Annotated in this window: 15 protein-coding genes; 6 read left to right on the forward strand and 9 right to left on the reverse strand. The window is 35.4% G+C overall.

Going from position 1 to position 15734, the window contains the following annotated elements:
* Positions 1 to 80 precede the first annotated feature (80 nt).
* Complete coding sequence (locus AC6EI2_RS07080; RefSeq protein WP_498461648.1) at positions 81 to 980, forward strand: alpha/beta fold hydrolase; 900 nt, start codon at positions 81 to 83, stop codon at positions 978 to 980.
* Here AC6EI2_RS07080 and AC6EI2_RS07085 read toward each other — a convergent pair.
* Together AC6EI2_RS07085 and mgtE are read right to left on the reverse strand one after the other, a co-directional pair.
* The gene (locus tag AC6EI2_RS07085) at positions 965 to 1972 is read right to left on the reverse strand and encodes an RpoD/SigA family RNA polymerase sigma factor (RefSeq protein WP_498461649.1); all 1008 of its coding nucleotides are present in this window, start codon (positions 1970 to 1972) and stop codon (positions 965 to 967) included. The two genes, AC6EI2_RS07080 and AC6EI2_RS07085, sit on opposite strands and share 16 nt — an antisense overlap.
* 100 nt (positions 1973 to 2072) lie before the next feature.
* The gene (mgtE, locus tag AC6EI2_RS07090) at positions 2073 to 3482 is read right to left on the reverse strand and encodes a magnesium transporter (RefSeq protein WP_498461650.1); all 1410 of its coding nucleotides are present in this window, start codon (positions 3480 to 3482) and stop codon (positions 2073 to 2075) included.
* A 62-nt stretch (positions 3483 to 3544) separates the two neighbouring features.
* On the opposite strand from mgtE, the gene AC6EI2_RS07095 reads away from it, so the two are divergent.
* Positions 3545 to 4021: a glutathione peroxidase gene (locus tag AC6EI2_RS07095; RefSeq protein ID WP_498461651.1), complete on the forward strand. Its 477-nt coding sequence runs from the start codon at positions 3545 to 3547 to the stop codon at positions 4019 to 4021.
* On the opposite strand, the gene AC6EI2_RS07100 is transcribed toward AC6EI2_RS07095, so the two are convergent.
* The 4 genes from AC6EI2_RS07100 to gyrB all read right to left on the reverse strand — a co-directional run bounded on the left by AC6EI2_RS07100 (position 4014) and on the right by gyrB (position 7046).
* Complete coding sequence (locus AC6EI2_RS07100) at positions 4014 to 4361, reverse strand: fluoride efflux transporter FluC (protein WP_498461652.1); 348 nt, start codon at positions 4359 to 4361, stop codon at positions 4014 to 4016. The genes AC6EI2_RS07095 and AC6EI2_RS07100 overlap by 8 nt on opposite strands.
* Positions 4362 to 4364: 3 nt before the next feature.
* Positions 4365 to 4664, reverse strand: a complete 300-nt coding sequence (locus AC6EI2_RS07105) for a fluoride efflux transporter FluC (protein WP_498461653.1) — start codon at positions 4662 to 4664, stop codon at positions 4365 to 4367.
* 76 nt (positions 4665 to 4740) lie between these two features.
* Positions 4741 to 5079: a hypothetical protein gene (locus AC6EI2_RS07110; protein ID WP_498461654.1), complete on the reverse strand. Its 339-nt coding sequence runs from the start codon at positions 5077 to 5079 to the stop codon at positions 4741 to 4743.
* On the reverse strand, positions 5079 to 7046 hold the full coding sequence (gene gyrB, locus AC6EI2_RS07115; RefSeq protein ID WP_498461655.1) for a DNA topoisomerase (ATP-hydrolyzing) subunit B: 1968 nt from the start codon (positions 7044 to 7046) through the stop codon (positions 5079 to 5081). The genes AC6EI2_RS07110 and gyrB overlap by 1 nt, the downstream gene beginning before the upstream one ends.
* Positions 7047 to 7218: 172 nt before the next feature.
* On the opposite strand from gyrB, the gene miaA reads away from it, so the two are divergent.
* The 4 genes from miaA to cysE all read left to right on the forward strand — a co-directional run bounded on the left by miaA (position 7219) and on the right by cysE (position 10645).
* Entirely contained in the window at positions 7219 to 8118 is a 900-nt protein-coding gene (gene miaA / locus AC6EI2_RS07120) for a tRNA (adenosine(37)-N6)-dimethylallyltransferase MiaA (RefSeq protein WP_498461656.1), read from the forward strand.
* Positions 8119 to 8177: 59 nt separating this feature from the next.
* On the forward strand, positions 8178 to 8786 hold the full coding sequence (gene infC, locus AC6EI2_RS07125) for a translation initiation factor IF-3 (protein ID WP_498461657.1): 609 nt from the start codon (positions 8178 to 8180) through the stop codon (positions 8784 to 8786).
* 100 nt (positions 8787 to 8886) lie between these two features.
* Positions 8887 to 9903, forward strand: a complete 1017-nt coding sequence (locus AC6EI2_RS07130; protein WP_498461658.1) for a GntR family transcriptional regulator — start codon at positions 8887 to 8889, stop codon at positions 9901 to 9903.
* A complete protein-coding gene (gene cysE, locus AC6EI2_RS07135) occupies positions 9896 to 10645 on the forward strand; it encodes a serine O-acetyltransferase (RefSeq protein WP_498461659.1) in 750 nt (249 codons plus the stop codon). Before AC6EI2_RS07130 ends, cysE begins: the two co-directional genes overlap by 8 nt.
* Positions 10646 to 10667: 22 nt before the next feature.
* Here cysE and AC6EI2_RS07140 read toward each other — a convergent pair whose 3' ends face one another.
* From AC6EI2_RS07140 to secA, 3 genes are read right to left on the reverse strand one after another with little or no spacing between them, the layout of a single operon-like run.
* Positions 10668 to 11468, reverse strand: coding sequence for an ABC transporter permease (locus AC6EI2_RS07140; protein WP_498461660.1), 801 nt, complete (start codon positions 11466 to 11468; stop codon positions 10668 to 10670).
* Positions 11440 to 12807 (reverse strand): ATP-binding cassette domain-containing protein, encoded by a 1368-nt coding sequence (locus AC6EI2_RS07145; protein ID WP_498461661.1) that lies wholly within the window; start codon positions 12805 to 12807, stop codon positions 11440 to 11442. Before AC6EI2_RS07145 ends, AC6EI2_RS07140 begins: the two co-directional genes overlap by 29 nt.
* Before the next feature lie 16 nt (positions 12808 to 12823).
* A complete protein-coding gene (gene secA / locus AC6EI2_RS07150; RefSeq protein WP_498461662.1) occupies positions 12824 to 15646 on the reverse strand; it encodes a preprotein translocase subunit SecA in 2823 nt (940 codons plus the stop codon).
* Positions 15647 to 15734 lie beyond the last annotated feature (88 nt).

The raw sequence follows: 15734 nt of genomic DNA on the forward strand, positions 1-15734 counted from the left end.
TTATTAATAAACAATAATTAATCTAAATTCTTAGATACATTTATATTAATAACAATGATGGTATCTTCAGCGAAGAACTTATGACACAATTCTGGACTTGGCAAAATCTTCAAGTTGCATGGCAAGCAGAGGGAGAAGAAATAAATGCTCCATTCGCAATCGTCTTAATACATGGCTTTGGAGCATCAAAAAATCATTGGAGACTCAATCAAAATAAGCTGGGAGCAATAGCACCTTGCTATTCATTAGATTTAATAGGTTTCGGAGAGAGTAGTCAGCCAAATGCATGCTTGCCATACGAAAAGAAAACTTCTGACAATTTTTTTTACTGCTTTGATAGTTGGAGTCAGCAAGTAAGTGATTTCTGCAAAGAAGTAGTTAAAAAACCAATCTTATTGATAGGGAATTCGATTGGAGGGGTAATAGCATTAAATACATCAAAACAATTATCTCAGAAAAGCTTAGGGCTAGTATTAATTGATTGTGCACAGCGAACAATGGACGATAAACGCCTAGCCGAGCAATCATTAATAATGAGATTTCTTAGACCAGTAGTTAAAACCCTGGTAAGACAAAGATTCCTAAGTTCAACACTATTTAAAAATGCAGCGAAACCAAGCTTTATTGCAAAGATTTTAAAAGTAGCCTATCCAAGCGGAAATAACATTAATCAAGAACTAATAGATATACTTTTTCTACCAACCCAAAGACAAGGAGCGCCAGAAGCTTTTAGAGGATTCATTAATCTCTTCGACGATTATCTCGCTCCAGATTTACTTAAAAATTGCGAAAAGCCAGTACATCTAATTTGGGGCGAAAAGGACCCCTGGGAGCCTATAAAAGAAGCTCAAAAATGGTATGAAACTTATGAGTGCATTAAAAGCTTAGATGTAATTCCTCAAGCTGGGCATTGTCCTCATGATGAGATGCCGGAAAAGGTAAATCCTATTATTCAAAAGGTAATTCAAGAAGCCATATAAGCTTCTACTGATTCTCCAGCTTTTCTTAGGCCTCTAAGACCATCTCTTTCTAAATTTCTTACTCTATCCCTACTAATACCTAACACCCTACCAATTCCGGTTAAACTCATTGGATCATCACCGTCCATTCCATAACGCATTCTCAAAACTCGATTTTGAAGTTCAGGTAATTGCTCAAGTAAGGTTTCTAAATCTCCTTTCATACAATCACTTTCTATCTGCTCAGAGGGCATATCAATTTCGTTAGATAAAAGGTCTAATAAGATAGTGTCTTCGCCATCACCAATTTTTGTTTCCAAACTAACAGGCTGACCAGCTTTGCTCATTAGATCTTTGACTTCGTCTTCAGGCATTTCAACGTACTCAGATAATTCTTTTAGTGTTGGAGTTCTAGAAAGTTCTTGGCTTAGTTCCCGTTGCCCTTTTTTTAATTTATTTAGCATTTCAGTTATGTGAATTGGGAGTCTTATTGATCTGCTTTTCTCAGCTATTGCTCTTGTAATACCTTGACGTATCCACCAATAAGCATAAGTTGAAAATTTGTAACCACGCGTTGGATCAAATTTCTCAACACCTCGAACTAAGCCAATTGTCCCTTCTTGAATTAAATCTAACAATTCCATATTTCTTTTTGTGTATTTCTTCGCCACACTTACAACTAAACGAAGATTAGCTGCAACCATTCTTTCTTTTGCTCTTCTCCCACTTTTTAGTTTCTTTTTTAGCTGGATGGTAGAAATACCAGCCTTTTCAGCGAAAAAGGTAATGTCTGGCTTTTCACCAAGATCACTCTCAAGCTCAATCTCTAGGTTTTCAAGAACCATAAGATCTTGAACTTGTCTGCCCAGTGTTATCTCCTGCTCATGTGAGAGCAGAGGAACTCTTCCAATATCTCTTAAATAGGAACGAACTAAATCTACATCTGATATGGATCTTGAAGCTGTGGCGACAGTTGCTTTATTAGTTTTAAGAGCCTCAGCTGCCGTTGTCATGAGTTTGTTGAGTTTTGTGAAGCCTACTACTAAGAATTGTAAAGATCAATTAAAAAAAGCTCGGCTTCCCGCACTTTGAGTATAAACACTTATCCGTGACCTAAACCAGCCTTCCTAAAAGCCAAGAAGCTGTTTTCAGGTATATCAACACTCCTGCTACATCAGTAGCTGTAGTTATAAATGGAGCAGACATTAATGCAGGATCTAATCCCATACGATCAAACAACAAAGGCAAAGAGGCACCTGCTGTCGCAGCAAGAGTTGTAATGGCCATTAAGCTTATGCCCACAGCTGTTGCAACCAAGGGTCCTTCTCCTTGCCACCAAGCAAAAGGCACAACGAAAATAGCCATTAAAATTCCAAGCAAAGCTCCAGCCACTGATTCTCTCGCAATTGCCCGAAATAGACCAAGTCTTTGAATTCGTTGAGTACTCAAACCTCGAATGACAACTGTTGAGCTTTGAGCCCCAACATTTCCACCCGCACCGATTAATAAGGGAATGAACGCAGCTAATAAAACAACTTGCTTTAAAACCTCGTCATTCATAGCAATAACTTGAGTTGTTAGTCCATTCGCCAAAACCAAAACAGCAAGCCAGACGATTCGACGTCTAGCTACAACAAATAAATTGCTTTGGAAGTAATCGTCTTCATCACCAGCTTGAACTGCCCCAGCCGCATAAATATCCCTGGTTGCCTCTTGTTCAATAACATCGATCACGTCATCCACAGTGACAATACCAACTAATCTTTTTTCAAGGTCGACAACGGGTAAAGCTAAAAAATCATATCTTTGAATCGCTCTTGCTACTTCTTCCTGATCAGTATCTGTTCTAACATTAACAACCTCTCTTGTCATGACTTCCCCAATAAGTGATCCCGGATCTGCAACCACTAGATCCCGCAGAGATAAGATTCCAGTTAAATGTCTCTCTTTATCTGTGACATAAAGGCTATAAATTGTTTCTGAAAAAGTAGCTCTTTGTCTAACCAATTTCAATGCCTGAGAGACACTGAGGAATTCTTTAAGATCTATAAATTCTGTAGTCATCAATCTGCCAGCTGTCTCAGATGCATAACCCAAAAGTTGAGCTGTTACTCGTCTTTCCTCCGGGCTAAGTTCTGCAAGCAGACGTCTAACAACTTTTGCGGGCAATTCATCGAATAGACGTACACGATCATCTGGGGACATCTCCTCGACCAAGTCGAGCACTTCATTTGATCTCAGACGATCTAAAAGATTTTGTTGAACTGAGGGATCCAGATATTCATAAACTTCGATAGCTTCGTTTTTATTTAACAACCTGAAAGCCAAGGCTTGTAAAATCATCGGCAATGTATCAATAGCTTGAGCTATATCAACAGGCTGTACAGGTCTTAGAAGTGATTTAACACCATCGTAATTGCCTGCAGAAAGCATTGCCTCTAACTGCTGTCCAACCGCCTCGGCAACCCAATTGCCATTCGCTAAAGATTGAGCCTCAGTGGATGCCCCTATTTCTTCGTTCATATTCGGAGCAATAAGCCTATATTATTTTATTGCTAACTCACTTTTTTGTTACTTCAGTATCCATGTCCGTAAATATCAGCAAAGTTGAAATCATCTCCTCTAATAATGAAAAAATAACTTTTGATCATTTCAAAGGAGATGTCTTATTGATCGTGAATGTCGCAAGCAAGTGCGGATTTACAAAACAATACAAAGCTCTTCAAAGTCTTCAAGACAAATACGAATCAAAAGGCTTTAGAGTTTTAGGCTTTCCATGCAATGACTTTGGTAATCAAGAGCCTGGAGAGCTAGACGAGATAAAAAATTTCTGCTCAATGACGTACGGGGCAAATTTCCAACTTTTCCAAAAAGTTCATGCAAAAGGGAATACTACTGAGCCATTTACAACATTGAATCAAGTCGAGCCTTCTGGCGACGTTGAATGGAATTTCGAAAAATTTCTTGTTAACAAGAAAGGGGATGCAATCTCAAGGTTCAAAAGTTCAGTCGAACCCGACAGTATTGAAATTCAAAAAGCCATTGAAGATTTACTCAACTAATTAAGAACTTTTTTGCAAATATATCACCCAAACAAATAGCAAAAAATCCAATTAATACAATTAAAACTGAATTTAAAAAAAATAATTTATATAAACCTTCACTGATTAATTTAAATAAATAAAAAGTCCAGCCAGTAAATGTAGTTAGTGAGCCACAAAATCCAAAACCAAAAATCAATTTATAAATTGTTTTTAGAGGCATTGCATTGATAATGCCTAATACAAAACAACCTATTGTATTTACTATTAAAAAATCATCAATTTGCCATCGAAATATAGCCCCTGGGACAGCTCCAATTGAAATAAGAAGGTATTTATTTTGTTTAAAAAAATTATTCATTTATTAATTGACCAATAAAGAGCCTAATACTAAAGCAGTTGTTCCTAAAGAAAAAGAAAGTATAAATAGCTCTAAAGCTTTAAAAAACTTATATTCTCTGAATAGTTCAAACAAATCATAAATAAATGTTGAAAAAGTACTTAAACTTCCAATAAAACCAACAACAAAAAATAATGCTAATTGCGATGAAACATTTAAAGATTCAATCTTTGATGAAATAGAAATAAAAAAACCAAGAAAAAAACAAGAGAAAATATTAATTAAGAAAATAGAAAATTTTCCATTTATATTTATTTCTTTCAATTTCTGATAGATTAGAAATCTAGAATTCACGCCACATATTGCACCAATAGAAATCACTAAAATATCTTGTAATAAATTAAGTTTTGCCAATATTTACCCATCCTCTTTTATAAAATAGTTGATTAAAATTCTGAATAACAATATTAACTAATAACCACTTTTCATTATTATCACTATCCCAAATTTTTAAAATTTTAACTGGTGTTCCTGCCTGAACACTAGTTAAAACAGATGAATTTTTATGAGCTGAAGAAAGCAAGTTAAAATCCTTCAATGCAATTATTGGTGATCCCACATTATTTTTTCTGTGTTGAATAATAGATTCTTGCGCACCTCCGGCAGGCAATGTTGTAGGAATCACTAAAGCAATACCTAAAAGCCATATCCAAATGATAAAAGTACTAATTAGATTCATCAAATATCCAAAGTTGCAAGGTCAAGGTCAACACTATGAGTCTCAATAAACTCTCTTCTTGGTGCAACTTTATCACCCATTAAAATTGTAAATATACGATCAGCCTCAAGTGCATCTTCTATCTCGACTCTTTTCATCATTCTAGTAGTAGGATCCATTGTTGTTTCCCATAATTGTTTTGGCATCATTTCTCCTAAACCTTTAAATCTTTGAATTGAATAATTAGCCTTTTCTCCAAAATTTGAAATAGTTTTTTGCAAATCTGATTCGTTATAGCAATAAGTATGTTTCTTTCCACGTTCGACCTTATAAAGAGGAGGGCAAGCAATATAAATATAACCGCCTTCCACAAGAGCCTTTTGATATCTATAAAAAAAAGTCAACAGCAAAGTTCTTATATGAGCGCCATCAACATCAGCATCAGTCATTATTACTACTCTGTGATATCTGAGATTCTTAACTTCAAAATCCTCACCTTTAATTCCTAAACCAAGCGCAGTTATTAAAGATTGAATTTCAGTATTTTTATAGATCTTCGCATCATCGGTTTTTTCTATATTTAAAATTTTACCCCTCAAAGGAAGAATTGCCTGGAATTTTCTATCTCTTCCTTGCTTAGCTGATCCTCCAGCAGAATCTCCCTCAACTATGTAAATTTCTGATTCTGATGGATCTCTTGAACTACAATCGGCAAGTTTACCTGGCAGTGTAGAACTTTCTAAGACACTTTTTCTTCGTACAAGCTCTCTAGCTCTTCTTGCTGCCTCAGCAGCATTAAAAGCTTGAATTGCTTTCTCTAATATCAAATCAATTACACCTGGATTAAATTCTAAATATTGACTAAGAGATTCGCCAACCAAATTATCAACAATTCCGCGTACTTCTGTATTCCCTAATTTAGTTTTTGTTTGACCTTCAAATTCTGGATCAGGAACTTTTACTGATAGAACAGCTGTCAATCCTTCTCTAATATTTTCTCCAGCTAAATTGGAGTCCGAATCTTTTCTTTTACCTCTTTTCTTAGCAAATGTGTTTAAAGTTCTAGTTAAGACTGTTTTTAAGCCCTCAATATGCGTACCCCCATCGATCGTGCGAATATTATTAGCAAACCCAAGAATGCTGTCTGAATAAGCATCAACGCACCATTGCATTGCTGCTTCTACTTGAACTCCATCTTTTTCAGAATTGACATAAATGATCTCTGGATGTAATGAATCTTTTTCTTTGGTCATGTATTGAACATATTCTTTAATTCCACCTTCATAAAAATAAACTTCTTCATAGGGAATTTGTTCGGGATCTTTTTCCTTTTTTCTTTCATCACGAAAAACGATTCGGACTCCTCCATTCAAATATGCAAGTTCTCTAAGCCTCGAAGACAATATTCCGTATTCAAAAGCTATGCCATCAGTAAAAATCTTGTCATCCGGTTTAAAACAAACAGTCGTGCCAGTTAAGTTTTGATCTGACTTCGAAAGATTTTCAGACTTCAGATTTCCAATTGAAGCACCCCTCTCAAATCTCTGAAAATGAACTTTTTTTTGCCTACGAACCGTGACTTCTACCCACTCACTCAAAGCATTTACTACAGATATGCCAACACCATGCAAACCTCCAGAGACCTTATATCCACCACTTCCAAATTTTCCACCTGCATGAAGAACAGTTAGTACTGTTTCTAATGCACTTTTGCCAGTGCGTGGATGAATATCAGTTGGTATCCCTCGACCATTATCAGTAATAGATGCTGAACCATCTTCACAAAGTAAAATGGTAATTTGATCACAATGGCCAGCAAGTGCCTCATCGACTGCATTATCTACAACTTCATATACAAGATGATGAAGCCCTTTTGACCCTGTTGAGCCTATGTACATTCCAGGGCGCTTTCTGACAGGTTCCAAGCCTTCTAATACTTGGATCTGCTCAGCACCATAAGCCGATTGGACTTTTGAATCTTTACTCATTCGTATTAAGGCAAACAGTCAAGGTTGTCTGTGATAAATGCATTAGTCGAAACCTTTCCTGAAATTTCAATTTAACATCGGTACTAAGGAAAGTCTTTGGAAAATTCCAAAACCAAATCAAAACAATTAATCATGATGCAGTTACTGCTAATAAAACTTCAGAAAATGAATTATGCAACCCAATAAACCACTTGTCATAGCCCTTATGGGTCCAACTGCAAGCGGAAAAACAGAACTGGCAATTGATATTGCAAATACAATTAAAACTAGTATCCACAATATTGATTCACGTCAAATATACATTGATATGAACATCGGGACTGCAAAACCCACATTAGAGCAGCAAAGACAAGTTCCTCATTTTTTGATTGATTTATGCTTACCTAAAACACCAATAAATCTGTATGAATTTCATTCAATAGCAATCACTTCGATAGAGGAAGAATTAAAAAAACGGAGCGTAATATTGCTTGTTGGAGGCAGTGGACTATATCTTCATTCATTAATTCGAGGACTTAACCCTCCAGGGGTGCCACCTCAAAAATTCTTAAGAAACCAACTTAACAAAATTGAGAGAAACGAAAGGCATAATTTATTGAAGTGTTGTGATCCAAAGGCTGCAGAACAAATACATCCCCAAGATTCAATAAGAACTGTTAGAGCTCTTGAAGTTTTTTATGTAACTGGAAAAAGTTTTTCAAAGCAAAAAAATTCAAATCCTCCTCCATGGAAAATTTTAGAGCTTGGTTTAAACCCTGAAAATTTAAGCATAAGAATCAAACAAAGAACTGAAAAAATGTATAAAAACGGGTTGATTCAAGAAACTGAAAATTTGATTATGAAATACGGAAATGATTTACAGTTGCTAAAAACTATTGGATATGGGGAAGCAAGGTCTATTATTAATGGAAAAATTAGCTTTGAGGAGGCCCTAGCAATAACAACCAAACGCACACTCCAATTAGCCAAAAGACAAAAAACTTGGTTTAGGAACAAACATAATTCAAAATGGCTAAATACCGATAATGCATTGTCTGAAGCTTTATCCTCTATTTATGAGGTTCTAAGTTGATAACAACATATACGCTTAGAATTAGCCCAAAAGGTTCTTTCCACCTAATTAGTTACTGAATGCCACCTCGTCCTCGTTTTGATCGTCGCGCTCCAGAAAGAGAGCTGCCCAACATTAATGAAAGAATTAACTATCAAAGTCTCCGAGTAGTTGATTCAGATGGCACCCAACTTGGTGTCATTAGCCGAGAAGAGGCATTAGAAGTTGCTAAAGAAAGAGAGCTAGATCTTGTCTTAGTCAGCGAAAAGGCGACACCGCCAGTATGCAGAATAATGAATTATGGAAAATTTAAATTTGAGCAAGAAAAAAAAGCAAAGGAAGCAAAGAAAAAGTCCCACCAAACAGAAGTCAAAGAAGTAAAAATGAGATATAAAATTGATCAACATGATTATCAAGTTCGTATTAGTCAAGCTACGCGCTTCTTAAAAGCTGGTGACAAAGTCAAATGCACAGTTATTTTCAGAGGTCGGGAAATACAACACACTGCTCTTGCTGAAACTCTTTTAAAAAGAATGGCCAATGACCTTGAAGAGAAAGCAGAAGTGCAGCAATCTCCAAAGAGAGAGGGAAGAAATATGATTATGTTTTTAACTCCGCGTAAAACTCCATTATTAAAGAAAGAAAAAGACTCAACTGAACCCCATAAAGCCCTAAGGACAATTAATTAAATTAAAATAAATCAAACAAAATTATTATTGGACAGAAAAATAATTGTCACTTGCTAATCTTTTTATTAATGTAGCCACATCAAAGCCTGTCATATAGCCTGTGAGATTCCACATTCAACAAGACAGTGAAATTCCTGCATCAAGTCAGCTATACAACCAAATTTGCTTTGCAATAGCAGCCAGACACTATCCGCCTGGGCACAGGCTTCCAAGCACTAGACAGCTAGCCATGCAAACAGGTCTTCATCGAAACACAATCAGCAAAGTTTACAGACAACTTGAAACTGATGGAGTCGTCGAAGCCATTGCGGGCTCAGGTATTTATGTTCGAGATCAACAGAAACAAAAAGAGTTACGAAACACCTCTCCCTCAATACGAAAAAAAGTCATCAAAGACATAGACAATGAGGTTCGTAAAAGTATTGATCAACTTTTAAATGAAGGCTGTACCCTACAGCAAACTAGAGAGTTATTTACTCGTGAAATTGATTGGAGACTAAGATGTGGAGCCCGTTTACTTGTTAGCACGCCCAGAGAGGATATAGGAGCATCATTACTAATTGCAGAGGAATTGGCACCTCATTTAGATGTCCCTGTCGAAGTCGTTCCCATGGAGGAATTGGAAACTGTTTTAGAAAGTTCAAGCAAAGGGACAGTTGTAACAAGTAGATACTTCTTACAACCACTTGAAGAGATAGCAAAACGTCATCAAGTCAGAGCTGTAGCAGTAGATCTCAGTGATTTCCAAAAAGAACTTGCTATTTTAAACAAGCTTCGCTCAGGCAGTTGTGTAGGGATAGTCAGCATAAGCCCAGGAATATTGAGAGCAGCAGAGGTGATTTTGCACAGTATGCGTGGCAATGAAATTCTTTTGATGACTGCCAATCCTGATGTAGGAAGCCGTCTGATTGCTTTATTGAGGGCAGCAAGTCACGTTATTTGTGATAGTCCTAGCCAACCTGTGATTGAACATACTTTGAGACAAAATAGATCTCAATTAATGAGAATGCCCCAAATCCACTGCGCAGATAGGTACCTGAGCGATTCAACAATAGAGGAATTAAGAAAAGAAATAGGTCTACTAGAACAAAAAACCAATGAGTTAAACGATGATTAAATTAATTAAATCAGATTTCAAAATCATCAAAGAAAGAGATCCCGCTGCAAGAGGATTTCTTGAAATTTTGCTTTGCTATCCAGGCTTTCAGGCATTAGTTTTACATCGCATTAGCCATACATTATGGAATTATCAACTACCGCTGTTACCTAGAGTCCTTAGTCAATTCACAAGAAATATTACTGGTATTGAAATACATCCAGGGGCAAAAATAGGCAGAGGAGTTTTTATTGATCATGGGATGGGAGTAGTAATAGGCGAAACAAGTGAAATAGGCGATAGATGTCTACTTTATCAAGGTGTCACACTTGGAGGGACGGGGAAAGACAGCGGCAAGCGGCATCCAACACTTCAAGAAAATGTTGTAGTTGGAGCTGGAGCAAAAGTACTTGGTGCTATCAAAATTGGTTCTAATACCAGAATCGGTGCTGGATCTGTAGTAGTCAAAAATGTTGAGAGAAACAGCACAGTAGTAGGAATTCCTGGAAGAGTTGTTCATCAAAGTGGAGTCAAAATTAATCCTCTTGCTCACTCAGCATTACCTGACGCTGAGGGTAGTGTTATTAAAAATTTAATGGACAGGATTGATCATCTAGAAAATCATATAGTAGGGTTACAAGATTTAATAGAGAAAAATAATCTTATCAAAAAGAAAAAAGAAGTTTTCATTAGCGAATCTCAAAGCCTAAAAGATAAAGAAATTATTGACTTTCTTGGCACTAGTGAAGAAGAAATAAAATAAAAAACCTCTAAGAGAAATAGCTTTAAACCAAAAACGGTATTTTCTTAGCTTGTGAATTTAGAACCAAGAGTGAAAACAAAAAACCCAGAATATTAATTATCAGGATTATAAATTGGGTATCGTAATTAATAATTGACATTGTTAAACTAGATCGTAAAGAGTCTATCAATATATATATAAAATTAATATTAGTTATCCAATTTAAGTCTCCCAAATTTTCTTTTCTATATAAAATGGGTGATATTAAAAAAATCAATTGCAAGACGATAGGAACTAATTGGCCAAAATCTGAAAAGCGAAGACTGATCAAAGCGACAAGTAAAGGGAACCAAAATAAAAAAATAAAAAGATTGAGGAATGGAATCCAAGATGAAAGAATAAGATTATAGATAAGAGACTGATTAAAAAATATTAGAACTAGAAAAACTAATATAAAAGATTGAAAAAAGGTTTGAACCTGAAAAGCCCATTCTTCAAGCACATAAAATATTGGCTTAAGTTTTAAATTTTGAATGTTAGATCTATTGTTAATAAAAAGTGTCGGCGCGCATGAAATGGAAGAACAAATTGAATTCCATACAACAAGACCAATGCCAAGATATATCAAATAAGAGTTAAAATCAGTAACAGAAAAAACTGTCCCATAAACAATACCTAAAGTTGCTATTGATAATAAATTCGAGAATCCAAGCCAAAAGCTACCTAATGCTGTTCTTGCAAATCTAGCTCTTGTTCTTGATGTAGCTGTAAACCACCAAAGTTGCCTCGAATCTATAGAAAATTTAATGTTATCTCTAAGAATTTTCATAATAGTCGCTAGCATGATAATAATTTAATGCTTCATCTAGAGGACCGTCATAAACAATTGAACCATGGTTAAATACAATTCCTCTAATACAAAATTGTCTAAGTAACTCCTCTGAATGACTAGCCAAGAAAAGTGTTCCTGCCGAACGAATAAAAGATTTAAGTCGCTTCTCTGCTCTCTCAAAAAACTCACTATCTCCCGTTCCAAATCCTTCATCAATAGCCAAGCAGTCATGCTTGCATGAGGTTAAAAGAGAGAAGATTAATCTTGCTGACATACCCTCACTATAGGTTTTAACTGGTAAAGATATATAATCACCTAAACCTGAAAAATTTATAATCTCACTCAGATACTCCTCAAACCCATTAAAATTTCTATTAATCAGCAAATAGTGTGCCTTAGCAGCATCAATGCCACTTAATTCACTACTGGTTAAAAAACTTTTCTGAAGCATTGGATAAACATTAACATTTATTTTCATTTTCCCTGAAGTTAAAGAATATATTCCTGAAATAAGTTTTAAGAATGTGCTTTTCCCTGAACCATTATGACCAATCAAGGCGACACGTTCTCCCTTAGAAAAGGTTACATTCAAATTAGATAAAGCTTCGACATTTGTTTGATTATTTTTAATTTTTAGACCACCACCAGTAAAAGGAACTTTTATTGTATTAGTGAGGAATTTTGTGATTTTTTTTTTATTGGAAAAAACAGGTATAAATAAAGATACTCCTTCTATCTCAATTATAGGTTTATAATTTGATGGCTTTGAGAATAAAGTAATAGACTGAATAATTTTTTTTACTTCTACAAGATTAGTTGTATTTTCTGCATTGATTTGAATTATAAAGTCAACACCAACTGACAATGCATGGCCGGAAACCCAAGGATTCGTAGATGAAGGTTGATACAAGCCAACTCCATTAATTGTTGACTCTAATTCTTTAGTAAATAATTCAGCAGCTTTAACCTTATTTTCTAAAGTAGTTTTATCAATTCTTTGCTGAACATTATTACTTTGACTTGAATTTGATAATGATGCAATTAAATGACATGCTAAATCTGAAATTTCATGAGAACCCGATTCGATTGAGTTTAACCAAAAACTTAATCCCGCAAAATCAGCCTTTCGACTAAATAAATTAAGATATAATTGGTTTATCTGGAAATCTAGGGATTTGCCGTGCATTAAAGATTTTTTATATTCATCTTGGAGGGCTAAATAACAAGCTATTTCTCTTAACTTTACTCCTCTTTTCGCTTGCAAAAGCCAATATTGAATTCCAGGCGGATCAGCAGGTCTTCCAAAATAAGCTATGTATAACTCTTGTAATTTTTTAGAATCAACTTCCATTACTTAGTTATATAACTCATCCTGTAGTTTTTTTTGCTGGCTGAAACATAAACATTGAATAAATAACATTTCTTCTCATATTAATCATCATTTCTAAAAACATGTCATAACCTTCATTTTTATATTCTATTAAAGGATCTTTTTGACCATACCCTCTAAGACCAACTGATTCGCGCAAAGAATCCATCGATTGTAAATGCTCTCTCCACAAAGTATCAAGTTGTTGAAGAATAAAAAATCTTTCAGCTTCTCGCATCATTCCTGGATGAGAATCTTCAATTTGCGCTTCTTTTAAATCATATGCATTTCTCAACTCTTCCTTTAAGTAATTTTTTAATTCGTCTACATTTAATGTAAATAAGTCATTAGGCTTTAAATCTTCTAATAGATAAATAAATTCTTTTACCTTTGAAACTAATTTTTCTAAATCCCACTCTTCTGGTGGAAGATCCTCATTAACATATGCCTCAACTATTTCCTCCATAGTGCGTTCACCATATCCTAAAACTTGTAATTTTAATTCTTTTCCGTCTAAAACTCTTCTTCGCTCAGTATAAACAGCTTTTCTCTGATTATTCATCACCTCATCATATTCAAAAATTTGTTTTCTAATATCGTAATAGTAGGTTTCAACTTTTTTTTGCGCTCCTTCTAATGATCTAGTAAGCATTCCTGATTCAATTGGCATATCCTCTTCTACTCTGAAAGCATTCATCAGACTAGCAACCCTATCTCCCCCAAAAATTCTAAGTAAGTTATCTTCTAGAGACAGAAAAAACCTAGTACTTCCCAAATCCCCCTGTCTCCCAGATCTTCCACGTAATTGATTATCAACTCTTCTCGATTCATGTCTTTCGGTACCAATAACATGTAACCCTCCAACATTTCGAACATTTTCTTCTTCGTCTTTGATGACATCTTGATACTCATCTTTAATTAAATTAATAGCTTGTCTCAAAGAAATTATATTTTCATCTTGTGTTGGACTCTTCTCGGCTGCGGTCGCAATTCGATCTTCTAATTCAATTGAAGTAAGAGTACGATCTCCCCACGACTTAACTAGATTTGCTGTTAATTTAGCAAGCTCTTGATCTGTCTCATCTGACAAAGTAACTGGAAATAATTTATTTAGAGAATTTTGACTACGAATCTGTTTGTCTTTATTTTCAGTAGATTGAAATCCAACAGATTCACTTTTTCTTTGCAAAGGAATGGGTGGTTTATGCCCTTCTTCAGGTTTAATTAATCGGGGACTGAGTAATTCTTTGATTTTTAATTTGGCCATATAATCACTATTTCCCCCAAGTATTATGTCAGTACCTCTACCAGCCATATTCGTAGCGATAGTGACCGCACCTGACCGACCCGCTTGAGCGACAATTTCAGCTTCTCTCTGAACATTTTCTGGTTTAGCATTCAACAAATTATGTGGTATTTTCTCTTCCTCTAAAAGAGCACTAAGTAATTCACTTTTTTCAACACTCGTTGTTCCAACTAGTACAGGTCTCCCTTTTTGGTGAATTGAAGCAATTTCTTTTGCTACAGCTCTCCATTTTGCTGATTCTGTCTTATAAACTTGATCTGTCCAATCTTCCCTTGAAATTTTTCTATTTGTTGGAATAACGGTTGTTTGTAATTTATACGTTTTTTCAAACTCAACTTCTTCAGTTTTTGCCGTACCTGTCATTCCTGACAATCGTGGATACAGGAGAAAAAAGTTTTGATAAGTTATTGAAGCCAGAGTTTGGGTTTCTGGTTGAATTGCAAGTTTTTCTTTAGCCTCTATCGCTTGATGCTGTCCATCGCTCCATCTTCTACCAGGCATTACTCTTCCGGTAAATTCATCCACTATGACCGCTTCACCATCTCGAACTATGTAGTTAGTATCTAACGTAAAAAGTTCCTTAGCTTTTAAAGCATTAGTTATGTAATGCGCCCAGGGATCTTTAGGGTCAAACAAATCCTTAACATTTAAAAGTTGCTCTGTTTTAGCAAAACCCTCATCAGTGAGAATGCAACTTCTTTGCTTCTCATCGACCTCATAATCACCCTCTGGATCTACTCCATCTTTTGAAAGTTCTTTAGATCTAATTAATTTATCTACTACAGATGCTGCCTTTTGATACTTTTCTTGAGGTCTTTCAACCTGTCCTGAGATTATTAATGGCGTACGAGCTTCATCAATCAGAATCGAATCCACTTCATCAATAACACAAAACTGAAAAGACCTTTGAACTATTTCATCTGAACTTGCAGCCATATTATCTCTAAGATAATCAAAACCTAATTCTGAATTAGTCGCATAAGTAATATCACACAAATAATTTTTTCGACGTGCCTGGGGAAGCATGTCTTGTTGTATCAAACCAACGGAAAGACCTAAAAAACGATATATCTGACCCATCCATTCCGCATCTCTTCTCGCCAGATAGTCGTTCACCGTGACAACATGAACTCCTTTTCCAGTTAAAGAATTTAAAAAAGTAGGCAAAGTAGAAACCAGTGTTTTACCCTCACCTGTTTTCATTTCTGCTATCTGCCCCTCATGCAAAACCATTCCACCCATTAATTGAACATCAAAATGCCTCATCCCCAAAACTCTCTTAGAGGCCTCGCGAACAACAGCAAAAGCCTCAGGGAGAATGTCATCCATTAGTGCCAATTGTGATGAACCATTATCAGCTTTTTCAAGTTGCAAACGAAACTCAGCTACCTGGGAACGAAGCTCATCATCCGAAAGACGTTTAAAATCTTCTTCAAGTATATTAATGTCAGAAACCAAAGGAGCATATCTCCTCAACTTGCGGGCGTTAGGGTCACCAAGAAGTCTTTTAAGCATTAACTATTTTGTTCTAGTCATTATGCTTTCTATTTTACTCTATTGAAATAAGATTTAAGTTTAATTTATAAAAGACACATGTTAAACT

The sequence above is a fragment of the Prochlorococcus sp. MIT2302 genome, assembly GCF_059772385.1.